This window comes from Flavobacterium sp. 2755 (assembly GCF_031455715.1).
Lineage (GTDB): Bacteria > Bacteroidota > Bacteroidia > Flavobacteriales > Flavobacteriaceae > Flavobacterium.
In genome coordinates, this window is the sequence record NZ_JAVDTG010000001.1 from 242,712 (window position 1) to 267,318 (window position 24,607).

General features: G+C 34.8%; 19 protein-coding genes. 2 read left to right on the top strand and 17 right to left on the bottom strand.

Annotation, left to right across the window (positions count from 1 at the left end):
• Position 1: 1 nt before the first annotated feature.
• From J2Y38_RS00930 to J2Y38_RS00985, 12 genes are all read right to left on the bottom strand, one after another.
• Positions 2-1,255 (bottom strand): glycosyltransferase family 4 protein, encoded by a 1,254-nt coding sequence (locus J2Y38_RS00930; protein WP_309838711.1) that lies wholly within the window; start codon positions 1,253-1,255, stop codon positions 2-4.
• A complete protein-coding gene (locus J2Y38_RS00935; protein ID WP_309838713.1) occupies positions 1,252-2,334 on the bottom strand; it encodes a hypothetical protein in 1,083 nt (360 codons plus the stop codon). Before J2Y38_RS00935 ends, J2Y38_RS00930 begins: the two co-directional genes overlap by 4 nt.
• Before the next feature lie 52 nt (positions 2,335-2,386).
• On the bottom strand, positions 2,387-3,238 hold the full coding sequence (locus J2Y38_RS00940) for a glycosyltransferase (RefSeq protein ID WP_309838715.1): 852 nt from the start codon (positions 3,236-3,238) through the stop codon (positions 2,387-2,389).
• Positions 3,239-3,263: 25 nt separating this feature from the next.
• Positions 3,264-4,238, bottom strand: coding sequence for a hypothetical protein (locus J2Y38_RS00945; protein WP_309838717.1), 975 nt, complete (start codon positions 4,236-4,238; stop codon positions 3,264-3,266).
• A 6-nt stretch (positions 4,239-4,244) separates the two neighbouring features.
• Complete coding sequence (locus J2Y38_RS00950) at positions 4,245-5,255, bottom strand: hypothetical protein (protein WP_309838719.1); 1,011 nt, start codon at positions 5,253-5,255, stop codon at positions 4,245-4,247.
• A gap of 10 nt (positions 5,256-5,265) precedes the next feature.
• Positions 5,266-6,192: a hypothetical protein gene (locus J2Y38_RS00955; RefSeq protein ID WP_309838720.1), complete on the bottom strand. Its 927-nt coding sequence runs from the start codon at positions 6,190-6,192 to the stop codon at positions 5,266-5,268.
• Positions 6,185-7,483 (bottom strand): polysaccharide biosynthesis protein, encoded by a 1,299-nt coding sequence (locus J2Y38_RS00960; protein WP_309838723.1) that lies wholly within the window; start codon positions 7,481-7,483, stop codon positions 6,185-6,187. Before J2Y38_RS00960 ends, J2Y38_RS00955 begins: the two co-directional genes overlap by 8 nt.
• Positions 7,464-8,924 (bottom strand): UDP-glucose 6-dehydrogenase, encoded by a 1,461-nt coding sequence (locus J2Y38_RS00965; RefSeq protein ID WP_309838725.1) that lies wholly within the window; start codon positions 8,922-8,924, stop codon positions 7,464-7,466. The genes J2Y38_RS00960 and J2Y38_RS00965 overlap by 20 nt, the downstream gene beginning before the upstream one ends.
• Before the next feature lie 251 nt (positions 8,925-9,175).
• Positions 9,176-10,300 (bottom strand): GDP-mannose 4,6-dehydratase, encoded by a 1,125-nt coding sequence (gene gmd / locus J2Y38_RS00970; RefSeq protein WP_309838728.1) that lies wholly within the window; start codon positions 10,298-10,300, stop codon positions 9,176-9,178.
• A 98-nt stretch (positions 10,301-10,398) separates the two neighbouring features.
• Positions 10,399-11,349: a GDP-L-fucose synthase gene (locus J2Y38_RS00975; RefSeq protein WP_309839715.1), complete on the bottom strand. Its 951-nt coding sequence runs from the start codon at positions 11,347-11,349 to the stop codon at positions 10,399-10,401.
• 18 nt (positions 11,350-11,367) lie between these two features.
• A complete protein-coding gene (locus J2Y38_RS00980; RefSeq protein WP_309838731.1) occupies positions 11,368-12,372 on the bottom strand; it encodes a mannose-1-phosphate guanylyltransferase in 1,005 nt (334 codons plus the stop codon).
• Positions 12,362-12,796 (bottom strand): adenylyltransferase/cytidyltransferase family protein, encoded by a 435-nt coding sequence (locus J2Y38_RS00985; protein WP_073485088.1) that lies wholly within the window; start codon positions 12,794-12,796, stop codon positions 12,362-12,364. The genes J2Y38_RS00980 and J2Y38_RS00985 overlap by 11 nt, the downstream gene beginning before the upstream one ends.
• Before the next feature lie 555 nt (positions 12,797-13,351).
• Here J2Y38_RS00985 and J2Y38_RS00990 point away from each other — a divergent pair.
• On the top strand, positions 13,352-13,819 hold the full coding sequence (locus J2Y38_RS00990) for a UpxY family transcription antiterminator (protein WP_053470229.1): 468 nt from the start codon (positions 13,352-13,354) through the stop codon (positions 13,817-13,819).
• Between the two features lie 52 nt (positions 13,820-13,871).
• On the opposite strand, the gene J2Y38_RS00995 is transcribed toward J2Y38_RS00990, so the two are convergent.
• The 5 genes from J2Y38_RS00995 to J2Y38_RS01015 all read right to left on the bottom strand — a co-directional run bounded on the left by J2Y38_RS00995 (position 13,872) and on the right by J2Y38_RS01015 (position 18,272).
• On the bottom strand, positions 13,872-14,075 hold the full coding sequence (locus J2Y38_RS00995) for a helix-turn-helix transcriptional regulator (protein ID WP_053470230.1): 204 nt from the start codon (positions 14,073-14,075) through the stop codon (positions 13,872-13,874).
• Between the two features lie 61 nt (positions 14,076-14,136).
• The gene (locus J2Y38_RS01000) at positions 14,137-14,370 is read right to left on the bottom strand and encodes a helix-turn-helix transcriptional regulator (protein WP_256635470.1); all 234 of its coding nucleotides are present in this window, start codon (positions 14,368-14,370) and stop codon (positions 14,137-14,139) included.
• Positions 14,371-14,863: 493 nt separating this feature from the next.
• Positions 14,864-17,053, bottom strand: coding sequence for a hypothetical protein (locus J2Y38_RS01005; protein WP_309838737.1), 2,190 nt, complete (start codon positions 17,051-17,053; stop codon positions 14,864-14,866).
• On the bottom strand, positions 17,050-17,787 hold the full coding sequence (locus J2Y38_RS01010; protein ID WP_309838739.1) for a hypothetical protein: 738 nt from the start codon (positions 17,785-17,787) through the stop codon (positions 17,050-17,052). The genes J2Y38_RS01005 and J2Y38_RS01010 overlap by 4 nt, the downstream gene beginning before the upstream one ends.
• 11 nt (positions 17,788-17,798) lie before the next feature.
• A complete protein-coding gene (locus tag J2Y38_RS01015) occupies positions 17,799-18,272 on the bottom strand; it encodes a T9SS type A sorting domain-containing protein (RefSeq protein WP_309838741.1) in 474 nt (157 codons plus the stop codon).
• 953 nt (positions 18,273-19,225) lie between these two features.
• Here J2Y38_RS01015 and J2Y38_RS01020 point away from each other — a divergent pair.
• Positions 19,226-24,556, top strand: coding sequence for a polyketide synthase (locus J2Y38_RS01020; protein ID WP_309838743.1), 5,331 nt, complete (start codon positions 19,226-19,228; stop codon positions 24,554-24,556).
• Positions 24,557-24,607: the final 51 nt, after the last annotated feature.

The window sequence follows — 24,607 nt, forward strand, 5'->3', positions numbered from 1 at the left end:
TCTAATTGTTTACAAAATCTTTTAATGAAGAAAGTGCATCGGCCATTTCTTTACCATAAACTGACCACGGTCTGGTTTGTGCTTTGTTTTGAGCGGCAAATCCAAATTGTTCCAATATTTCCGGTTTTTCGAGTATTTGAGTAATGACTTCTTTTATGGCTTTTGAAGATCCGGCGGGAACAATCCATCCGTCTTTTCCGTGTTCTATTAAATCCGGGCCTGCGGTACGATTGGTTGTAATAACCGGAATTCCCTGCGACATGGCTTCGGTAATAACCAAACCAAAACCTTCAAAAAGAGAAGGAAAAACAAATACGTCATGTTCATACATACACTCTAAAACCTCATCGTGAGATAATGACGGAATCCAGTTGTGTTTTTCTAAAGCCTGATTTAATGCCTCGCAATTAGATACTGCTTTATGTCCTACAATGGTCAACTCTATTTTGTCTTCCATTTTTTCGACTGCGTCAAATAAATAGGATATTCCTTTTCGCTGCGATAAACCGCCTATGAATAAAATTTTAAGCTTTCGATCTAAAAGAGGCTCGTAGTATTTTTTTCTGGTAACTGTCGGAAAACCATATGGAATTACTTTTATTTCGGGCAGGTTTCCTTTATAATTTTCTAATGTTTTTTTGGTAAAACTGCTGGCGACAAAAATTACATCGGCCAAAGCTAATTCTTCATCTTTTTTGCTCAGTTTTCCTAGTGAATCATTGAAACCTGTAAGCGTATCTGACCAAGCCGGGTTAATGTCAAATTCTTTCTGCATTAATAAACGGGCACTTTTCCAATACCCAATTGGTAAATCGTAAATGCAGTAAAGTCCTAATTGTTTTGCTGCTTTAAATGTTGATAAAGCTCCGTCTTCGTATGCATAAACTCCTAAAAGCCCTTGGTTTTTTAATTCGGATAAATTATCAGCAACCCATTTATCATGTTTTTGATAGACTTTGTCAATACAGAAAAATCCTTTTTCGTGTGTGATTAAAAAATCTAATTTGAATTTTGAAGTCAGTAAACGTCCAAATTCAAAAAAGGATCTTGATCGTGTGTATGGCTGCCAGGTTTCGTCTAAACTTCTTCTTTTTAAATCTTTTAGTTTCGGATTATTTCCAAGTTTAAACAATAACTGTCCGGGAAATATAGCAATTGAAGTAAACAGTTTAAAAAGCTGCTGTTCTTTCAATAAACCGGTTACCAGATTTTTTGAATTTGCGTTTAAAGTTGGATGTGAAACCAATAATTTCATACTGCCGAAATTGAATTGATAAACTGCGCAGCAATAGCGTTTAAGTCTGAAACCTCAACGTTTTGCTGCGTTATATTCAGATTGTTTTTTTCGTATTTAATAATCTGCGGAATCACATACTGCCCTTTTGTTGGAGTCCAATTTCTGGAAACACAAATCGTATTGATTTGATGTTCTTTGTACGCAGCAAAAACGCCGCTTTTTTCTGTTTGAAAATACGGAGTTGTTGATATTCCAAAATCGCTGTCTCTCAAAACCTGTGATATTACTTTTTCAGATTGTACGCCAAGAATTTCATAAGCAATATTATAATTGTCCAATATTGCAGTGTACTTAATTAATTCCGGTCCATTTTTACCGATAAAAACAAATTTTATAGGTTTCTCAAACTTAGCTGCATTACTGCTTAAATCTTTGATAAAATCCTCAAAAGGAGCTCCGTTATGAATGGTGCCAAACAAAACAAACTGGGCAAACTCTATTGGTTCTTTTTTCTCTGCTGTTAACGGAATATTGCCGCAAATGGGCAAAACTTCTGCTTTGATATTTTGAGATTGAAGAAAGAACTGGTATAATTTATTTTGGGTATTTATGGAATGTGTTTTTGTATTGTGCACTATTTTTTTAGCGATTACCTGCTGCAACTTTCCAATGCATTTGTGTTTGATGGAAGATTCGGTATCAATTCCCAGCCACAATTCATGAAACATGATATGCCATTTATGATTTCCTCTAATTTTTTTTAAATATGAAGGAAGCCAAAATGGCAATCCTTTTGGATTGAAACTATATGGAACGTATTGCAGCGAAATCCAGTCGGGTTCAAAATCTTTCAGGATTTTTTGGAGCCAAATTAATCGCTGATCGTTTGGTGCAGCAACCGGAATTCGATGTACGATTACGGGAGTTTCCTCTGCAACCTGAGTTTCGCTGGTAAAGGAAACGGCTTCGTGATCGCATAAAGATAAAATCTGTGCATCGTGGCCGGATTTTATAAGTTTTCCACATAAGCGGCGGGTATAATCGCCTACACCATCGTTGCCAATTTCTGCAGAGCCGCATATGAAGAGTATTTCCATTTCGTGATTTAATTATTGAATTTTATAGGGAGGTTTTTTAATTTTTCGTCAATCAAATGGATGAGTGCTTTGTAATGATTGTTTTGAGGTATTTTGATGTACGATAGGTTTTTTTAACGCTTTTATCAATAAAATTGACGACGGGAAATAATCTGGGGTAATGGTTCCGGACTAAATGCAGGAATTTTTCAATGCCTTTTTTTCCGCGCCAACTGCCATTTATTAAATGAATTGCATAGGATCTTCTGTCTAAATAAATAGAATTTCCTACCAGAATATTCGCCGGAAGAATCAGCATATTTTCTCTTAAAATCTGTTCTTTATTTTGATAGGTATAGCCATATTTTTCGGCAACCGGAGTTATTACAGAACCTATTATGACTTTTTTTAAATTCATGGTTCCGTCCTCACCAAATAGCTGCAGGTTTTTATATTGTTCTAAACAATCTTTGATATACGGATGATTGGGCACCGAGGCAAAAATTGCTCCCTGAACTGCAAAACCGGTAATTGTTTCGCCGTTTACAGGCAGATAGGAAGCATTTAACTGTTTAAGTCCGCCTGCATCTTCAAACAAGCCGGGATGTATTTCGTGTGCGCTGAAAAAGTCATAATCAAACCAGGTTTCCTTAAATGGTTTCAGTATTTTAACATCAGAATCCAGATATAAACCGCCTTCGGTATATAAGGCATATAGGCGAACGTAATCAGCTGCAAAGGCCCATTTCTTTGCCTGAAAGGCTTCTTTTACAAAAGGAATTGAATCAAAATCAAAACTATCTTTATTCCATATTCGTATTTCAAATTCAGGCAGGTGAATTTTCCAGGTAGCCATACATTCTTTTATAAATGGAGTATAATCTTCACCACTAAACCAGCAAATATGAATTGTTTTTGGAATCATAATTTTTTATCCGTTTTAAAAAAATTTACACTTTATAGAATCTTCCAATAACTTTGGCTATTTTAATGCCTATTAATTTTCGTGTAATTTCCCATTTAGAATGTGCTAATATGGGTTCACTGCAATATTTCCAATAAATAACATCTAAATTTCTAGGGATTTTTCCCTGAGCGGCCCTCAATAAATGGTTTGCTTTCCAGGGTTTTGGACTTCCCATTCCGTGGGACATTGTTGAATCACCTTCAGAAAAACCCATTCCTTCTTTTCCAATATAACTTACAGGATCATTATAAACTTCAATCGCCACATTTAAAGCATCCTGATCCGGTTTATCAAAAATCTGGAATCCTTCTCTTTTTAAAACCGTTGAATTGTAGGATTGATTCAAAAAAATAGAATTCTCCAAACCTCCAATTGCAGGTCCCATAAGTTCCTGCATCTGAACCCATAAATTTAAAAAGGAACTGTTTTTTTTAAGAAGTCCAACAAAACCGGCGTTTACATAAATCGCATTTTTAAAGTGTAAATCAATGTGGTAGTGTTTGTAATAGTTTTTCCAGCCTTGCCGCCGGGGATGAAATTCCTGCAAAGGTGAATTAACATCTTCACAAAGTGCAACGCCGCAGTTTATCCATTGTTCGTAACACGCCCATGAATCGTTTATTACAATATCGGGGTCAAAATAAAACATGGCGTCTGCTTCTTTTGCCGGGCCTTCCCAAAGTTCCAGCATAAAATCAGGCTTGTAGTTTGCCATATTATAGTTGGTCACAATTGGCAGAAAAATCAGTTTTATTTCCTGCACGGGAGTTAGGACGATGGCTTCTTTCCATTTACCAATTGTTTCCTTTTCACCTTTTAAAACCCATTTGGGTAATCTGCCTCGATAACCTACATAAATATTGCCTCTAAATCCGTTTTGATATAGTGAATTAGAAAGTGCAGCTACTCCAAAATGGTAGTGACCCTCGAAAATAGTGCAAACTGCTGCATTCATCATATTGTATTATAAATTTAAGATGCGTTTAAGTCTTCTTGTAACTCGTTTTGATTGATGTTTGATATAGGTAATGCAAAATAAATCAGAGCTTTGCACTTTGTATAAACTCATCATTCGCTCTTTATCCGTCTGGCTGGAATACATTAATTCGTCGATTGATTCTGCTCCAATACGGCCTCTTCCGGAATAATGTAAATGACTGATTGGTACATTTAAAGCGCGAAAAGAAGATTGTTTATTGACCACTATTTTAGATTCTTCAGACAATTGAGAATACCAAATTTTGTATGAGTCTGTGTTTTGTTTGTATCCGCCCTGAATGGCATGAATTAAATCTAAACTATTGGTATAATCTCCAGACCATGAACTGAGCCAGTTGTATGGAGGCTTGCATAAATTGAGTAATTTCCAATCTCCCAATAATGAAGCGATATGTAATAAGGATTGGTCGTGTTTTTTTGGAATTTCTGGATGTTGTTTGAACCATTCTACAGCAGCATTCATATCTTCAATGATTTTTGAACTTTTTCTTACCAATATGTGTCCGGCTGTAATGGCTGAATTTAAACTGTCTTTTCCGAAATTTTCTTTTACTTTTTCAGGAAGCAGATAATTGTGTATGCCGCAGGTTGTGTATTCTGTATCGGCGTGAACTAAATCGTGTCCGTTTGCAAACTCAAACAAACGTTCCCAATTCATTAGTGCCACGATATCATTATCTGTATAAATAAATTCGTCCCAATCTGAAAAGAATGCTAAAAAACGATATAAAAATCCCATTGGACATTCTGTTAAAACACTTCTCAGGTTTTTTATAAAACTTCTGGCTTCTTCTGAAAAATCTTCTACGGTTAAAAATTCAACTTCGTTTAAGATATACTTTGAAGTTACTTTTTCTCCTCCAAAATGAATTAACCGAATTGGCAATGTACAGCCACTTTTTCTAATGGAATAAATTAGGTTTTCGCTGTACCACTGACTTTTTAAATTGGCCACTAAAACAATACCTTTTTTCATCTATATCGGTTTATAGGCTTAAATGCCATTTGTAATTTTTCTGCCACATTTTATGACGAACGGGCCCTGTATAATGCCGAACTGCCATTTGTTTTGGAGTAAATAAATACGAAAAATCAAATTGATCGCCTGAGTCTAAAATGAAGGTTTTAGGTGTTAAAGGCATATAGGAATTATTTTTTAGCAAATGATGGTAAACGGTTTGTTCGCTAAAATATTCGTAGGTGAAATTATAGGTTTTAAAAAAGTCTAAGGATTCTTTTATGTTCTTAAAAGCTTCATTGGCAAAAATAAAACCGGAGTTTACCTGATATATTTGTTCAGAGTTTAAGGCTTTATAACGACTGTCTAAACATCCCCAGCTTACATCTGGCATATACCAGCCGTTTGCTTTGGGTTTTTCTGTTAGTATTAGTTTTAAAACATTGGCGTGTTCATAAAATAGAATATCTGAATCTATGAATAGTGTTGGTTTTTCGATTGGATGATTTAAATAGTAAAACAGTTTTTTGCCTAATGGATATTTTTTAGCATAATCGATTAAGTAATCTTCATAAGGTTCTAATTCTTCTTTACATAAACCTTTTAAGGATTCTATTTCGCTCCAGTCGAGTCCTTCGGCTACTTTGAGGAAATCAAAATTACTTTCGAGTTGGTTTATTTGTGCCTGAGTATGTGTTCCGTCTGAATAAAGTGTCCATTTAATTGGTTTTCCTACGTAGCGAATAAAGGATAAAACAGACAAGACCTGCTCGTGAAAATCATTGAATGAGGAGAAACTGGCGACCTCCATTTCAATAGTTTTTTTTTTACTGACTTGGTTTACCAAATGATATAATCCTATTGCTACTTGTCTGGCAAACTTTTTACGGTTTACCCTTCCTTTTGCTATGGTTATTTTTTTGGTAAGTCCGCCTTGACCTGGTAATTTATTCATGTTTTTTTGCTCTAATTATTACTAAAAAACTAAATATATAATTTACTATTAATGAAAGACATTGGTTAAAAATGCTGTAGTACAAAATGCCTCGAAGCTTTGTTAAATCCCAAATAAAATAAGCTAGTATAACGGTTCCTAAATTGAGTGCAATTACAAAAATTGGGTTTAAAAAATGTCCTCTGCTGCCTATTAAATTACCGCTCATTGCAGCAATTAATCCGATACAGCTGGATAACATAATCAAAAAAAGTTCAGATGATAATGAACTGTAAGAGGCTCCTAAAAGCCATAACATTTGAGCAGGAAATAAAAATACGATCAACATTATAAAGCCTGCTGCCAAAAAAAGGATCAACTGAAAAAATAAAAAATATCTTAAAAGGATTTCTTTATCATCTGCTAATCTCGAAAATCGGGGTAAAAATAAAGTACCTGATATCGTGGTAAAAAAAGCCATGAGTGCCGCAAATCTGCCCAACGCTCCTATACTTGCCAAATCAGTAGAGTTGCCAAAAACAGATAATATCCAAATTACGATTTGTCCTGATAGCGCATAAAATATAATATTGGGCAGGATGCGGGTTACAATTTTGAGTATCTCTTTACGAATTACGGGATCTGGTTTTTGGTGACTGTCGACAAACTTTTTATTAATTATTTTGAGTTTGGAATTGCCGTATATCTGCGGAATTCCTGAAGCCAAAATAAGGACGAATGTCCAGGGAAAAATAAAAATTGTTAGGATTACTAATAGCAATCGTCCAAATCCAACTCGTAATTGATTTTTTTGTAAACTCGAAATATCCTGATGTAACTTGGGTGTTATTTCTAGTAAAGAATCTGATAAGGCGGCATAAAAAGCGGGAATCAAGGACAGAAAAATTAAAACTGCCGATAACCAGCTTGCATTGTTTTTTAATAATAAATAAATGATTATGGGTGTAGAAACTGTTAAGGCTATAAATGCAAATTTCTTTCTTAAATCTAAACCTGTAGCCAGCACTTCGCCCAGTTTTTTAGGGTCTTTCCATACTTTGCCGCTCAGCGCCATGACCCCGTTTGAAATACCGGAATCTGTAAACATTACTAAAGTTCCTAACATAGTATTAGCGAGCGTGTATAGAGCGTATTCCTGAACAGGCAGCATTCTGACAATTAATATCCCGGAAACAAATCCGATTAATTTTAGGATTACTTCTGTACTTCCTACAATCGAAATTAATTTTATAAAATTTAGACTTTTATCGAAATGCTGGTGCTGTCTTATTTTATCTAATGACCAGTTCATTTTCTACTTTTAATTTAGCACTAAAAGAATTATTTTTTCCAATTCCTTTTACCTGAAAACCTATTGCAGCTAATTTTTTAAAATCGAGAATATTACGGCCGTCAAATACAAAAGCGGGTTTGTACATGTTGTTGTAAATACTTTCCCAATCGTAGGTTTTAAATTCATCCCATTCTGTTAATATGGCAGCTGCATGAGCTTCATCAAGTGCTTCTATCGCTGTTTTGTAAACGAAAATCTGATTTAATTTTGATTTGATTTTTTCTTCAGAAAGTCCTTTTAATTCCCATAAATAGCGCATATCGGATTTAATTTTTTCTTCGGAAACTTTGGGATCGTAAACATGAATTTCTGCTCCGTCTTCGATTAAATGTTCGGCTACATAAATTGCCGCAGATTCTCTGGTATCGTTGGTATCTTTTTTGAAAGCCCAGCCTAAAAAGGTTATTTTTTTTCCGCTTACGGTATTAAAAAGGGAGCAGATAATGTTTTTAGCGAAACGGTATTTTTGATAATCATTGAGAATAATAATTTGTTCCCAATAATTAGCAACTTCTGGCAGATTAAAATAACGGCACAAATACACTAGGTTTAAAATGTCTTTTTGAAAACAAGATCCTCCAAACCCAACCGAAGCTTTAAGAAACTTTGAGCCAATTCTGCTATCTGTTCCAATGGCTGCGGCAACCTCATCAACATCGGCTTCAGTAGCTTCGCATAAAGCAGATAATGCATTAATGGATGAAATTCTCTGCGCTAAAAATGCGTTGGCTGTGAGTTTTGATAATTCTGAAGACCAAACATTTGTGGTTAAAATTTGTTTCGGCGAAAGCCAATGTGCATAAATATCAACCAAAGACTGAATGGCTTTTTGACCGCTTTCGGTTTGATTTCCTCCAATTAAAACTCGATCAGCATTAAATAAATCTTCGATGGCAGTTCCTTCAGCTAAAAACTCAGGATTCGAAAGTACTTCAAATTTTACTCCGTTGCCGGTATGATCTAAAATAGTCTGTAAAGTTTGCGCTGTTCGAACAGGAAGCGTTGATTTTTCGACTATAATTTTATCATTTTTAGCTATTCTGGCTATTTGTCTGGCGCATAATTCTACAAATTTTAAATCGGCTGCCATTCCTTTTCCTTCACCGTATGTTTTTGTTGGCGTATTTACGGCTATAAAAATCATATCTGCGGCTTCAATTGCAGCATCAACATCGGTTGAAAAAAACAAATTACGGCCTCTCGCTTCGCGAACGACATCGGCAAGTCCGGGTTCGTAAACAGGAAGTTTATCTAAATTTTCTTCATTCCATGCCGAAATACGATCTGTATTTAAATCTACAACTGTTACTTTAATTTCGGGACATTTCAATGCTATTACAGACATTGTTGGTCCTCCAACGTAACCGGCTCCTAGGCAGCAAATATTTTTGATTTTCATTTAGTTCGTTTTTTTGGGAAGTGTTTTTTTAAACACATAGAGACATAGTTTTTCGGAATCTTTAAAAAGGCGTTTCACTTGCATTAACAAACATAGACAGCACAATCTTGTCATTCCGAGGAACGAGGAATCGCATTAGAGAATTGAAAAAGATTGGCGACTTGCTGTTGCGGAGTTGCTTGTGCGATTCCTCGTTCCTCGGAATGACAAACATTGGGAACTTATGTGTTTAAATTAATTTTCAGTATTCGTTATTCGAAATAATTTAAGATCGTATAACCACATTCTTTTAAATGCTGTTCTTTCTCCATCAGTTTTAAATCAGACTGCATCATTTCTTTTACCAATGATTCTAAATCGTATTTGCATTTCCAGCCGAGTTTAGTTCTGGCTTTTGTGGGATCACCAACTAATAAATCTACTTCTGTTGGTCTAAAATAATTGGCATCAACTTCTAATACTTCTTTACCAATCGGAATTTGATAATCTGGATTGCTGCAATATTTTACAAGAGCTTTTTCGTTTATTCCTTTTCCTTTAAATTCCAGTTCAATACCAACTTCAGCAAAACTCATTCGTACAAATTCACGAACTGTTGTGGTTTTTCCGGTTGCAATTACCCAGTCTTCCGGTTCATCTGCCTGTAGAATCATCCACATCATTTGTACATAATCTTTGGCGTGTCCCCAGTCGCGCTGTGCGTCGAGATTTCCTAAGTATAATTTATCCTGAAGTCCTAAAGCGATTCTTGCCGTTGCTCTGGTAATTTTGCGTGTTACAAAAGTTTCGCCTCGAATGGGTGATTCATGATTAAATAATATCCCATTGCAGGCATACATTCCGTAAGCTTCTCTGTAATTTACCGTAATCCAATAGGCATACATTTTGGCTACTGCATAAGGCGAACGCGGATAAAACGGCGTTGTTTCAGACTGCGGAACTTCCTGTACTTTTCCATACAATTCTGAAGTTGATGCCTGATAAATTCGTGTCTTTTTTTCTAATCCAAGCAAACGAACAGCGTCCAAAAGTCTTAAAGTTCCTAAACCATCTGCATTTCCTGTATATTCGGGAGTTTCAAATGAAACAGCTACGTGGCTCATGGCGGCCAGATTATAGATTTCATCGGGTTGAATTTCCTGAATGATTCGGGTTAAATTAGTGCTGTCTGTCATATCTCCGTAATGCAGAATAAAATTTCTGTTTTCTACATAAGGATCCTGGTATAAATGATCAATTCGGTCTGTATTAAATAAAGAAGTACGTCTTTTTAATCCGTGTACGATATAGCCTTTTTCTAATAAAAATTCACTTAAATAGGCTCCGTCTTGTCCTGTAACTCCTGTAATTAGGGCTGTTTTTTTCAATGGATTCATAATCTGATTGTAAGGCACAAAGGCATTATGCTGCAAAGTCGCAAATTTTATAAAGTCGTAACGATAAAGGGGTTTGGGGTAATTTGAAGGGCAAAAGGTCAGTAAACCTTTTGTTTGAAATTTTCGATGTTTTCTAAAAACCAAGTGTAGGTTTTTTGTATTCCTTCTTCGAGTTCAATTTGGTGTTTCCAGCCCATGCTGTGCATTTTAGAAACATCCATTAATTTTCGTGGTGTACCGTCGGGTTTTGTATCGTCCCAAAGGATATCTCCAGTATGGCCTACAATTTTTTGTACCAATGCGGCCAGTTCGTTTATGGTTAAATCTTTTCCAGTTCCAATGTTATACAAATGTTCCGGAAGCTCATTTTCTAAAGCAAAAACTACTGCTTCTGCCATATCATCTACAAATAGAAATTCACGCATGGGTGTTCCCGTTCCCCACAAAATTACTACGGCATTATTGCTTTCTTTGGCTTCATGAAACTTGCGGATCATGGCGGGTAAAACATGCGAACTGTTTAAATCAAAATTGTCGTGAGTGCCGTATAAGTTGGTTGGCATCATGCTGACAAAATCTTTTTGGTATTGTCTGCGGATGGCTTCACATAATTTTACTCCGGAGATTTTGGCCAGAGCATACCATTCGTTAGTGGATTCTAAAGGAGCTGTGAGCAGATATTCTTCTTTTAAGGGCTGCGGTGCAAATTTTGGATAAATACAGGAACTTCCTAAAAAAATGAATTTATCTACCGCTAAACGGTGCGCTTCGTTAATAAGGTTGTTCTGTATCAGCATGTTTTCCATCAAAAAATCATAAGGAAAATCATTATTTGCCTGGATTCCTCCCACTTTTGCAGCGGCATCGATAATTACATCGGGTTTTGTTTTTCTGATAAAATCCCGAACTGCTTTTTGCTTTCTTAAGTCTAATTCTTTGCTCGAAGCGCCAATAAGATTTATATAGCCTTTTGCAGTCAGCGTTCTCCAAATAGCGCTTCCTACCATTCCGTTATGTCCGGCAATATATATTATGGATTTTTTATTGATCATAGCGTAAATTTTATTTTACAGCAGCGGAGAAGCAATCGATTCTAACTGCTGATAAACTTGTTTTACTTCCTGAGAATTTTCTTTTTGCAAAACCATCAAAGCATCGGCGGTGTAAATCAAAATGCAATTTTTAACGCCGATAAAAGTGGTATGCAATGAAGTTCCTATAACAATATTTCTGTTGGCATCAATGGGATGTCCTTTTTGAACCAAATAATCATAAACCGATTCGAAAGAACCTAAATCAGACCAGCCAAAATGAGCGGGAACCACTTTAATGTCTTTACTTCGTTCCATAACCGCATAATCAATGCTTATAGACGGAATTTTTATCGACAATTCGTAGTTCAAAAAGCCATTTGTATTGTTTTCCCAGGCTATTTTTGAAGCTTTAAAAACTTCGGGTTCCTGTTTTTCGAGTTCAGATAAAAACTTTCCGGCTTTGAAACAAAAAAGTCCGCTGTTCCAGAAATAATTTTTCTTTTTAAGATACGTCATCGCCGTTTCAAAATCAGGTTTTTCATGAAATGCGATTACATTTTCATCCTCAAATTCGATATAACCGTAACCTGTTTCCGGTTTAGTTGGTTCTATACCAAAGGTTACCAAATAATCCTGATTGGCTAATACAATGGCGTGCCATAAAGCGTTATTGTATAAATCGCTGCCATCTATAATATGGTCTGAGGGGGTTATCAATAAAATATCGTCTGGTTTTGATGCAAATGCGGCAAAGGCAATTGCTGCGGCTGTATTGCGGGGGACGGCTTCTACAATATGAGTAAAATGCTTATTTAGTTTTGACATAATCGCATTCGTCATTTTGTAGTTTTCAATATTTCCAACAACTATCATTTTTGTTGAAACATTTTCGTTACGAGCCACTGTTTTTTCAAAAAGTGATTGTCCGTCAAAAAGTTCAAGATATTGTTTTGGAAGTGTTTTTCTGGAAAGAGGCCATAATCTGCTGCCAATTCCGCCGGTTAAAACTACATGAGTAATTGTAGTGCTAATTGCCATTAGAATGTATTAAAATTTCTTTTTGATATACTTCATGACGAAGATTCGTACTCGAAAAACGATGGTCTCTGGTATTAAAATACAACTCGATTCCTTTTTCTTCGCAATAAGCTCTTCCGGTAAAGTCTTTCTCTTTATATTCATCTCCTAACACACGCATATCAATTGTAAAAGATTTCAAAATATCTTCTAAATCCTGCTCTGTTGCATAAGGAACAATTTCATCAACAAATTTACACGCTTTTAACTGTATGTATCTTTCGACAACAGTCTGCGTTGGTTTATTTTTTGTTGGACGGTCTAACGTTGGGTCAGTCTGCAGGCCAACAATTAAATAATCACAATTTTGTTTCGCTTCTTCAAGCATTTTTACGTGTCCCGCATGTAGCAAGTCAAAGGCGCTAAAGGTTATTCCAATTTTCATCTTTTTAACGTTTTAAATTAAATAATCAGTTTATGAATGGAGTAATGATTTGTGAAAAATATTGTGAACCTGTTTACTGGGGTTTCGGCGCTATTTTTTAAAATTTAAAAAATGGGTTCCCCGTGAATAGTTACAATTCGTACTACTCAAAAAAGAAAAAATTAAGGGTATAAAATCTAAAAAAATTGTGTTTTTTGACTGTTTTAAAAAGATTAAATCCTGTTATGGAAAACAGAAAATTAAAATCCATAATTTCAATCTGAATACAACAATAATTTAAGATAAAATTATGATAATGAAGCTTATAAGAAATTACTTTTTTGTAACTAAATGTCCTAAATAAGGAAAAATTAGCATGAAAACCGTAAATAATTTTCGCTCCTCAGAATTAAATTTACATCCTATATTTATACTGAAACAGTGCTTCAAAACACATTAATCTTTTAGCGATTATTAACAGTTTTTAAGGAAGAACTTTTTCAGAAAAATATAAATACCAATACAGCTTACCTTACTTTAAACTGATTTACAATTACTATAAATAAATTAAGAATTATGAAGTGGTATGTAGTCTATACAAAACCCAAATGGGAAAAAAGAGCAGCAGAACAATTAACAAAGTATAACATTAATTGTTACTGCCCTCTGATTAAAAAAACACAGCAAAGATCTGACAGAAAAATAAAGGTAGAAGTGCCGTTATTTAACAACTACATCTTTGTGCAAATACCAGAAAAAGATAGAAATATGGTGTTTTATTCTCCCGGTGTAGTTCGTTATTTATTTTGGTTGGGAAGACATGCAATTGTAAAAGACCAGGAAATCGAGACGATAAAAGAATGGCTTAATTGTGGTGATACTGCTAAAGAAATATCAGTTATGCAGTACCAAATAGGAGATAAAATACATTTGAATTCCGGGCCTTTTTGTGATCAGAATGCCGTAATAAAAGACATTACAAAAACGCATTATGTTTTAATTTTAGAATCTTTGGGGTATGTTTTAAAAGTAAAACATAAGTAAAACCTAAATAAAAATAGAGTTCTTATAGGAACTCTTCTTTTTCAAAAAAATATTAATTGCTCAATCTGAAAATTTCACTTTTTTTGATTCCTAAAATTTTAACCAGTTTATCCAGTTTTGACAACTTTAGATCAATCATTCCATTTTCAATTTTTTCATATTTTTTTACACTTATTTCCATCTGAATAGCAACATATTCAGGAGTATGATTATTTTGCAACCGATACTCTTTTATTCTTAAGTAGTAATTTTCCATAACCTTCATTTTTAATTATTTATTTTATCTATTTAAGCTTCTTTTCTATTTTCCAGATATTTTATCTGGTTGTATCATTAAAAAAAATCGAAACATCGAATTTAAATATGAACTCAATTGAGACTTCTAAAACTTTTGAAATTTCAATTAATTTAGACACTGTCAAATCAACATCACCTCTTTCAATTTTGCCATAACCACTGGTACTCATTTTTAGTTCGGCCGCCACATATTCTCTGGTTAGATTTTTTAATTCTCTTATTTTTCTAATATTTTCGTATACACTGTATTTCATAAAACAAAAAATATAAATAATCCTTATTTTGAGATTACTATTGTATCTTAAAAAATACAATAGGTTGATAATTTGTTTTTCACTATACTTTGTAAAAAAATTACTATTTTACAATAACTGTTTAATTATTAATAAAGAATAAAGCTAAATGACTGTTTTTATTTAGTATTCTTTTTAATTCGTGGTTAAAAATATATATTGTTTTCAGTTTATAATAATAAATCTGTTCAACGGATTTTAAAATCCGATAAAATACAATTTGCAGCCTTTTACAGCTATCATATTGAGGTAAAAATGGCTGAAAAACTTCTTTAAAAATTACTTAAACCAGCATTATCAGCCGCTTTAAAACCTTGATTATGTAAGATTTATAATAAGATTTTGATGTTTTTCGAAGTAATTAAAAAATATTCCTGTTAATCAGAAATTGAAGAATAAAAAAAGGTTCAGATTAAATAATCTGAACCTCTAATTGTATTTTATTTCTGTTTTTTTATTGCGTCACCAAAAACTGCGGATACGGATTTGGTGTTGTATTAATTATTACTGTCGGCACGCCTACTTTTACATTTACTAATAATTTACTTAATGTAGGATTTGCTGATAATGTAGAGTTCACATAAATCGCAGACGAATCATAATATAAGTTCGACGGTTTTGCAACTACTACATTTCCTGCAACTGTTGAATTTAAAATGTAATGAAAAGTCGAATTGTACACTACAGGCGCAAACATATTAGAACTGTCTGAGAATTTACATCCTTCAATATAAGTAATCATAGCATTTAAAGTTGCTGCTGATGAAGTGTTATTGAAAAAGTTAGAACTGTATATCGAAATAGAGTTACTGTTAATTACGCTTGCTCCGGTATAATTACTAAAATCACAATTGGCAATTACAGGATAATTTTGTGCTCCCATGTCTAAAGCAGTCTGACCTCTGTCGAACTTACAGTCTACCCAGGCATTTAAGTTATTTGGTCGGGTTGCCTTCATTGACATTGCCGTAGTACAATTTATAAACTGACTTTTGTAATACATGGTTTTGTCAACATAACTCGATGTGTTATAATCTCCTGCGTATGGTAATAACGGTTCCTGGAAAAAACCTCTGGTACAATTTACAAAACCTAAATATTCAAAAAAGTTATTATCAAGCCCCATAATTTGATACAGATGAATTCCGTTAGTCTGATCTCTAAAAGTAATAAACCTTAAATTTGCATAAGCAATCTGACCAATTCCCACACCATTTCTTTTACCTGCATATATACCTGTGCTCCCGCCTTGCAGTGTTAAATAGGCTAGAACAAAATTAGTATCAGTTCCTGTGTCTAATGTAATTAAAGGGAAATCATCTTTTAAACCTACAATTACTGTTTTTCCGGTTCCTTTTCCTATTATACCGTGATTTCCGTCAAGATGAACATTTAAAGTACCACCTATATAGAATATTCCTTCTGGCAATTCTGCAATTCCTTTTGTATCAATAAGATTTTGAATATACGCTCTTTGATCTGCTTTTCCGGTTCTTTCTGTTTTCCAGTTTGGTCCCAGCGGATCTGGCAGTGTTTCCCAGGCAGTTCTTGCCCAAGGTGTATATTTTGTACCTAAAATAGTATTGCTGATAGCAGATACAACTGCTGTATTTGTAATCGTGCTGGTTTGCTCTGTTCCGTTATATTTTATGGCATTGCTTTTGTCTAAATTCCCAAGTAAATCAAAACCTGTTACAGTTCCGCTTCCTCTTTTGTATGCTCCTTCTCCATCAATTAAAAACATATTGGTTCTTGCCGATATTATATCGTTTGACGTACGCAGGTATTTATTTAAGAAGAATACATTTTGAGCATCAATATCATAAGATCCTGTTTGAACTGCAGAATAAGCATTTCCGCCTCCAAAATCAGTAATCTTTAAATTACCCATATTTTTAGCCGTAAACATTGCTTTTGTTCCCTGTCCGTTTAAGTTCCATCCTTCACTGTCAACCCCAACAAAAGTAGCCGATTGTAATCCGGCGATATCTGTTGCATCGCCCGCAGGAGTTAAGTAATTAGAATGCAGATTTACGTTTCCATAACTTGGCGTTGTGGTATTTCCTTTCATTATTAATTGATTGGAAATAGACTGCGCCTGATGTTTGATAATCTTATTATTTCTGAAATAACCTGATGCACTGCAGTCAAACTTAATTTGTCCGCCAATATTGATCAGCTCATTATTAACTAATTGTGCTCCGCTTCCATTGATGTAAACGTATCTTAAAGTTTTAAGAACGCAATTTGTTATAGGCGCGCCCAGTTCAAAAGTAACCGTACGGTCTACAAATGAAAGTTGCTCAATATGTACATTGGTACTTCCGGCGGCGATTTTAATATTCGATACTTTAGATAATGTTGGATGTCCATATAATCTTTGATTACTCTTCATCACAAGATCTACTCCAGAATAATCACCTTTTTCTAAACGTACAGAACCGTATTGATCTAAAGCAGCCTGAAGCGTTCCTTTTTGCGCAAGCGGCAGTAAATGAGCTTCAAAATATTTAATTTCTTCTATTTGATTGTTTACGCCTGTTGGTGGTTCCGGTACGGTAACCGGAGCTTCTTCAAGAGCATATTGATAGTTTTGTGAAAAAACTGCTGTTGAAAAGAGTAAAAAAAATAGTAACTTTTTCATTGTCCCGATATAATATAGGAATTTGCGCCTGTTTTTCTAAGAAATCCAAATCTTACGTTCCCGGCAGCGCTTGTAAACTTTGCACTTCCGCTTGCCGTATAGTTTATTGTTACTCCAGAAGATGCCTGAATGGTTAATACCGCACCATTATGAGCTTCTAAATTAATAGTATCACCTGTTAGCATACTCGTAAAATTAGAGGTTAATGTTAATGTAGATGTTGCGGTACATTCTATTGTATTATTTACATCTGTAGTAGTAATGTTTCTGGAAGAGGTAAACGGAATAATTGCCGCTCTTGGCGTTGTAGTAGCTGTACCTACTAGTCTTTCAGCTGTTTTTGCATGTAATGCATAAGGAACACTCAAAAGCTGTGTAGTTCCCATAATGTTATAATTAGCTCCTCCGCTTACATCAACTTGTGTCTCTATAAAGTATGGGCCTTTTTCCCATGCAATTGCACTAAAAGTACCTGTAGTAATATTTCCTGTTCCTATTTCAAGGGAAACCAAACCATTGTTATTGGTAGTCGCAGAATGTGTTTCCTGATACACAATAGTTCCCGCTGCACTGCCTTGATGTACAATAACTCTCAGGCTTATTCGCGAGTTCGCAACCAAGTCATTATTCTGTGATCGAATAATAGCCTGATAACTCATTTTTTCTGGTGATTGTGCATATAACTTAAGCGTAACAGTCACAAATAATAATAGTATGGTAAGCGCAGATTTCATTGTCTTATTCTTTATTTTTTTAATATTTTAAATGATTCCAAAATTTTGCCGTCTACATATACCACAAGTATATAAAGAGAAGGTGTCAGGTTATTTAAATTAACCTGAGTTTCAGTTTGATTAATTTTGTTTTGTTTTAATAGTCTGCCCTGAATGTCATAAAGTCTATACGATCGGTCTTTACTTTCTAACTCGGGTGCTTTCATGCTTACATTAACAAAATCTGCTGCCGGATTTGGGAAAACTAATATGGATACTACAGGCACCTCAACTTCCGGATTATCCAGAGTTTCATCTGATTCTTGCTGTTGTATTCCCTGTGCTACGTTATAACCTGTTCCAATGTAGGTATAGAATACTTGTCCTATTGAATATGTTACAGAACCTGAACTTCCGGTTGCGTTGCTCCCGGATGGAATTATAGTTTCCATCGTGTCATTTGCCTGCGTTTGGCTAAGCCCTTTAAAAGGGATAAACGCCATCATAATTATGAGTAGGTTTAGGTTTTTTATATTTAAATACTTCACAGTTCTATAAGCCTTATAATTTATGCTGCAAAAATATTTAATAGCAAAATAAAATCGATATAACGAATTTTATTTCCGATAAACTACACAAAATGTAGTATTTTAATGACTATTTACCTACATCAAAAAAATGTTTTTCTATAAATTACTACGATTATTTTAAAAAAATAGCTGCCGATATAACTTAAATAATAGTTCTAAAAATTAAATATTTAACGCTAGTATAAACTGGTTGATACTTAATTACAACGGCAATTTATTTGACTAAATTATATCACTAAATCCTTTTTATTTAATCTTTAATTATGGGGTGCATTTATAAAAAAATCCATATTAAATTAACAGTTATCTTATTGAATACAAGATATTTACAAACAACAAAGCTAAATATTTTTCTACTACAAACAAGTACCAAAATAAAGTTTTTCCTTACAAAGGAAAAAATGGTCTGAATAAGGAATTATTGACTTTTAAAAATATGTCCGAAGATAATTTTGACTGTAATTTTATCTCAAAAAAAGTTCCCATTTTTTGATAAAAAAACTGCTGACCTAAAATTCATTTAAAAGTGAAGGTCAATTTTAAAAAAATGTCCCAAATAATTCAAAATATGCAATTCATCGAGAATAATGGCTTTATACAGAAAATGCAAGTATTAGTAAAAAAAAATTACTTTTTTTGATTAACATATTGATTACTAGGACATAATTATAATTTCAATAAATGCCAAATCAATGATTAAAAACTACTTATAACCTCTCATTTATTTATTAACAAAGCAGACCATTGTAAATAAAAAATGCAGTCATTTTTATAATGAGCTGTAACCCCGGATGTAAGTCGCGTTTTTCTTTAGTTTCCCATTAATTGAATCTTATTATTTGTTCCACTTTAATTTTAATACCATTAAAATGAAAAGAGCTAACAACAATGATTTAGCCAACAATAGAAGTTGGACCAAAATGGCGTATCCTAAAAATACGTTACCGGAGATTTTTGCAGAACAGGCTGCTTTATCTTCAAATTCAACAGCGCTTGAATCTGGAGAAGAACAGGTTACCTATGAAGCATTAGTAAAAATGACCAACCAGCTGGCGAATTATTTTTTGGCGCAGGGTTTATCTTCCGGACAAATTGTTGCTGTATCAATGGAGCGAACTCCTAATTTAGTGGCTTCACTTTTAGCTATTTTACAGTGCGGAGCTGCCTATTTACCATTAGATCCAAAATTTCCGGCGGCACGTTTAGAATTTATGCTTGAAGATTCCGGGGCTGGTTTTTTACTTACTACAAAATCACTTGTCGCTTCGCTGCCTAATTATTCCAAAACTATTGTAATTGAAGACATTTTAGCTGCACTCGATCAATATCCATCAGTACCTGTTTCAACTTCTGTTTCTTACGATACGGCGGCGTATATAATGTACACTTCCGGATCTACCGGAAAACCTAAAGGCGTAACTGTTACGCATAAAAATCTAATAAACTTCCTGTTCAGTATGACAATTGAACCGGGTATACATATTGAAGACAGATTATTATCCATCACCACAATTTCTTTTGATATTGCAGGTCTTGAATTATTTCTGCCGCTAATTAAAGGTGCAGCAGTAGTTTTTGCCGATTATGAAACGACTCGTGACGGTCATCTTTTACTTGATCTTTTACAGAAAAAAGAAATTACCATATTACAAGCCACACCTACCACATGGCAGTCATTGCTTGATTCCGGATGGGAAACACCGTTACATTTAAAAGCCTTATGCGGCGGAGAAGCTATGCCTTTAAACTTAGCTCGTCAATTAACTTCAAAATGCGATTCACTTTGGAATATGTATGGGCCGACAGAAACAACGATTTGGTCGGCAGTAAAACAAATTCAGGCAGATGATGAACTAATAACAATTGGTTTTCCAATTGCGAATACACAAATTTATTTATTAGACGAAGAAAGAAAAGCCGTTGAACCCGGAACAATTGGAGAAATCGTAATTGGCGGAGACGGAGTCGCAAAAGGGTACTGGAATCGTCCCGAACTTACTGCCGAAAAATTTATTCCAGATCCGTTTTCTACAGAACCAAATGCTATTTTGTATCGCACCGGAGACTTGGGAAAATTACTGCCAAATGGAGAATTTCAATGTTTAGGCCGTATCGATCATCAGGTAAAAATAAGAGGGCATCGCATTGAATTAGGCGAAATTGAAGCCGCATTAAATAGTATTCCTGAAATAAAACAATCTGCCGTAATCGTTAGTAATTATTTTGGTAATGAAGATAAACTCGTGGCTTATTTAAAATCTGGTACTGAATTACAAGATGAAAAACCCATTCATGAAGCACTTTCAAAAGTGTTGCCCGAAATATTATTACCGTCTAAATACATTTGGGTAGACGAATTTCCGATTACACCAAATGGAAAAGTGGATAAAAAAAACCTTCCTGTTCCTGAACATAACAGACCTGATTCTGCACCGCCTTTCAAGAAACCGAATACGCAATTAGAAAAAGACATTGTAAAAATTTGGAGCGAAGAATTGCAAATAGCAAGTATTGGTATCGATGATGATTTTTTTGATATGGGCGGAAGTTCCGTATTGGCACAAAAAGTAACGTCGTTAATGAGACAGCAATTAGAACTGGATATCTCTGTTTCAAAAATCTATATTCATCCTACCATTAGAGAACTTGCCAGTACTTTAGAAGAAAACAATACCAAAGAAGATTCATTTGCCTTTAAACAAACAGACAAACAAAACTCTAACGGAGATATTGCCGTAATCGGAATGGCCGGAAGATTTCCGGGTTCTGATACTACAGAAGAATTATGGGAAAATCTAAAAGAGGGAAAAGAAACCATTTCTTTATTTACTAAAGAAGAATTAGATCCAAGTTTGCCCGAAAGTCTTCGTAAAGATCCATTTTATATAGGCGCAAGAGGAATTTTACCTTCGGCTAAAACATTCGACGCTCATTTCTTCGGACTAAATCCGCAGCTTGCCGCCGCTATGGATCCACAAATACGTGTGTTTATGGAAATTTCGTTTGAAGCTTTGGAACAAGCAGGACATCTTCCAAAACATTATAAAGGAAGCATCGCCGTATATTCTGGAAGTGAAATCAATACGTATTATGAAAATAATATATTCAACAACAAAGAGCTAAAAAGTTCTGTAGGCGAATTACAAATTTATACTGTAAACGGAAAAGACTTTATTGCGCCGCGTACTTCTTATCATTTAAATCTAAAAGGGCCTTCGGTTAGCGTGCATTCTGCCTGCTCTACTTCATTATTGGCTGTAGCCGAAGCTGTAAAAGCCATAAGAACCGGCATGTGCGATATAGCGCTTGCAGGAGGATCCAGCGTAACTTGTCCTATAAATAGCGGACATCTTTATGATGACGGATTTATCAAAAGCCCTGACGGATCGACAAGATCATTTGATGCATCTGGAAAAGGTACAGTTTTTAGTGACGGCGCCGGAGTTGTTGTGCTAAAAAGACTGGAAGAAGCAGAAAAAGATGGCGATATTATATACGGCGTCATTAAAGGCGTTGGCGTAAATAATGACGGCGGTGACAAAGGCAGTTTTATGGCGCCAAGTCCGCGAGGTCAGGCCGGAGCAATTATAAATGCTTTTAACGATGCCCAAATACCCCCTTCATCAATCAGTTATATGGAAGCGCACGGAACCGCAACTCCCGTGGGAGATCCAATAGAAATTGAAGGACTTAAAATAGCCTATGGCAAACAGGAAAAAAACAATTATTGCGCTTTAGGTTCTATAAAAAGTAATATGGGACATACCACAGCGGCTGCCGGAGTTGCGGGTTTAATGAAAGTATTATTAGCCATGCGTCACAAGCAGATTCCGCCAATGGTTAATTTTAATGAACCAAATCCAAATATAGATTTTGCGAACAGTCCTTTTTACATCAATAATAAATTAATTGAATGGAAATCTGACAGCGTACGAAGAGCGGGTGTAAGTTCTTTTGGAATTGGCAGCACAAATGTTCATGCCATCGTCGAAGAATATACTGCAGAGCCTTTGCCTTCTTCAGCTGGACGTCCGCTTCAATTATTAATGTGGTCTGCAAAAAGCCAAAACAGTTTGTTAGGTTATGAAAACGCATTGGGTCATTTTATTGATAAATCAAGAAACATTCCTTTAGCAGACATTGCTTATTCGTTGAATATTACGAGAGATGATTTTAACCAACGCAGCTTTTTGGTAACAAATTCTTCAGATGATGCAGTCGAAAAATTAATTTCCTTAAAAGCAAAAAGTACTAAATCTTCCATATTAAAAAGTGTTCCTAGTGAAATGGGATTTCTGTTTCCGGGACAAGGCGCTCAGTATCTGCAAATGGGAAAAACGCTTTATGATAACGAAAAAGTATATCGTGAAGCCGTAGACAAATGTGCAGCATTATTAATGGAAGATTTAAAATTAGATATCCGCGAAATTCTTTATCCGAAAACGAATTCTCCTGAGGCCGAAGCACGCTTAAAAGATACCCGCTTAACGCAGCCTAGTTTATTTGTTACAGAATATGCACTAGCTCAGTTATGGATGAGTTGGGGAATTAAACCCACTTTTCTTTGCGGTCATAGTATTGGCGAATTTGCAGCAGCACATTTAGCTGGAATTATGAGTTTAAAAGATGCTTTACATATCGTTGCCATTAGAGGAAAATTGATAAGCGAACTTCCCGGCGGATCAATGTTAGCGGTACGTGTTCCGGTAGAAAAATTATACGAATTGATTCCTGATACACTTTCTGTAGCAGCCATAAATTCAAGTCAGTTTTGTGTGGCTTCGGGTACGAAAGAAGATATTGCCTTATTTAATCAGGCACTTGATGCCCAGGATATTCCAAACAAACTGCTTCTTACAAGTCATGCTTTTCACTCTTTTATGATGGAACCTATTTTAGATTCTTTTAAAGATGAAATAGAAAAAATAAAATTAAGTATTCCGAGGCTTCCTATTATTTCAACAGCAACTGGAACCTGGCTTACAGATACAGAAGCCACAAGTCCAACTTATTGGGTTAGCCATTTAAAAAATACAGTACGCTTTGCCGATGCAATGGATACGGCATTTGAATTAGAAGATTATATTCTATTAGAAGTTGGTCCGGGTCAAACCCTTATTACACTGGCACGTCAGCAGGCGGCTGGTAAAGTTATACCTGTTTTTTCCAGCATCAATTTTCCTAAAGAAGAACACGATAATGAATATTCGACTTTATTAAATACTGTTGGTGAATTATGGTCCAAAGGAATAAGTCCTGATTGGAAATCTTTCTACAACGAACAGCAAAGACAAAAAATAGAATTACCGGGTTATGTTTTTGATCGAAAACCATGCTGGATTGAGCCATTAAATGTTATTGAAACCATAGTTCAAAAAAGTACAGTTTCTGAAATAGTTACGAACATTTCAGTAGAAACTGAAAGCATTTCTTCTGCATCAAAAGAATCAAGAAAGGAATCTATATCAGTTAGAATTTCAGAAATTATAAGAGAAGCTTCGGGCATAACTTATGATCCTGATTCGGCTTCCAATACTTTCTTAGAATTAGGATTGGATTCTTTATCGCTCACTCAATTATCAGGAAGACTGAAAAAAGAATTTGATCTGCCTATCACTTTTAGACAACTCAATGAAGGATATCCTACTCCATTGCTTTTGGCAGATTATATTGATTTAAATTTTCCTGAAGAAAGTGAAGCTGAAATTAAAGAGACCGAAATTGTTTCTAACCAAACTGTTCAGCCTTCTGTTTTAACAAATGAAGCTCCATTATCAGTAAATCACAATCAAACTTCATTGGAACAAATTATCCAGCAAATTCAGCTTTTGAGTCAAAAAGTAGATCAATTGCAAGGTTTTCAAAGTTCATCTGCAAACGGAAGTACTTCATTCGTCAATTTAAAAGTAAAACATTTTGATGCCCTTACATTTAATCCTGAAAATCGAGTCGGTACAAACGGATCGAATGGCGTTCATAAAAAAGAAAAAGCTTTTGACCTTTCCAAAATAAACGGACAGCTCTTTCTTGAAACTAATTCTGAAGAAAAGAAATATACCATAATGGCAAACGAACCTCCTATTCATGGCAGTAAATTAGGGCGGGACGAAAACGGAAATCCGGCATGGTTTATTGAAGATCCTGTACACAAAGGGAAATTTAATAAAACGATGTTATTAGAGTCAGATAAACATAATTAATAATTCAGATTGTCAATTTAAAAAACTGTGCAATTACTTTTAAAAATAGAA

Bases quoted from the DNA above. Each gene is read 5' to 3' on its own strand.
- J2Y38_RS00945 (WP_309838717.1), bottom strand. From the start codon at position 4,238: ATGATGAATGCAGCAGTTTGCACTATTTTCGAGGGTCACTACCATTTT.
- J2Y38_RS01020 (WP_309838743.1), top strand. From the start codon at position 19,226: ATGAAAAGAGCTAACAACAATGATTTAGCCAACAATAGAAGTTGGACC.
- J2Y38_RS00980 (WP_309838731.1), bottom strand. From the start codon at position 12,372: ATGGCAATTAGCACTACAATTACTCATGTAGTTTTAACCGGCGGAATT.
- gmd (WP_309838728.1), bottom strand. From the start codon at position 10,300: ATGAATCCATTGAAAAAAACAGCCCTAATTACAGGAGTTACAGGACAA.
- J2Y38_RS00935 (WP_309838713.1), bottom strand. From the start codon at position 2,334: ATGGAAATACTCTTCATATGCGGCTCTGCAGAAATTGGCAACGATGGT.
- J2Y38_RS00950 (WP_309838719.1), bottom strand. From the start codon at position 5,255: ATGAAAAAAGGTATTGTTTTAGTGGCCAATTTAAAAAGTCAGTGGTAC.
- J2Y38_RS00965 (WP_309838725.1), bottom strand. From the start codon at position 8,924: ATGAAAATCAAAAATATTTGCTGCCTAGGAGCCGGTTACGTTGGAGGA.
- J2Y38_RS01015 (WP_309838741.1), bottom strand. From the start codon at position 18,272: ATGATGGCGTTTATCCCTTTTAAAGGGCTTAGCCAAACGCAGGCAAAT.
- J2Y38_RS00990 (WP_053470229.1), top strand. From the start codon at position 13,352: ATGAAGTGGTATGTAGTCTATACAAAACCCAAATGGGAAAAAAGAGCA.
- J2Y38_RS00930 (WP_309838711.1), bottom strand. From the start codon at position 1,255: ATGAAATTATTGGTTTCACATCCAACTTTAAACGCAAATTCAAAAAAT.
- J2Y38_RS00995 (WP_053470230.1), bottom strand. From the start codon at position 14,075: ATGGAAAATTACTACTTAAGAATAAAAGAGTATCGGTTGCAAAATAAT.
- J2Y38_RS00955 (WP_309838720.1), bottom strand. From the start codon at position 6,192: ATGAATAAATTACCAGGTCAAGGCGGACTTACCAAAAAAATAACCATA.
- J2Y38_RS00960 (WP_309838723.1), bottom strand. From the start codon at position 7,483: ATGAACTGGTCATTAGATAAAATAAGACAGCACCAGCATTTCGATAAA.
- J2Y38_RS00985 (WP_073485088.1), bottom strand. From the start codon at position 12,796: ATGAAAATTGGAATAACCTTTAGCGCCTTTGACTTGCTACATGCGGGA.
- J2Y38_RS01010 (WP_309838739.1), bottom strand. From the start codon at position 17,787: ATGAAATCTGCGCTTACCATACTATTATTATTTGTGACTGTTACGCTT.
- J2Y38_RS01005 (WP_309838737.1), bottom strand. From the start codon at position 17,053: ATGAAAAAGTTACTATTTTTTTTACTCTTTTCAACAGCAGTTTTTTCA.
- J2Y38_RS00940 (WP_309838715.1), bottom strand. From the start codon at position 3,238: ATGATTCCAAAAACAATTCATATTTGCTGGTTTAGTGGTGAAGATTAT.
- J2Y38_RS01000 (WP_256635470.1), bottom strand. From the start codon at position 14,370: ATGAAATACAGTGTATACGAAAATATTAGAAAAATAAGAGAATTAAAA.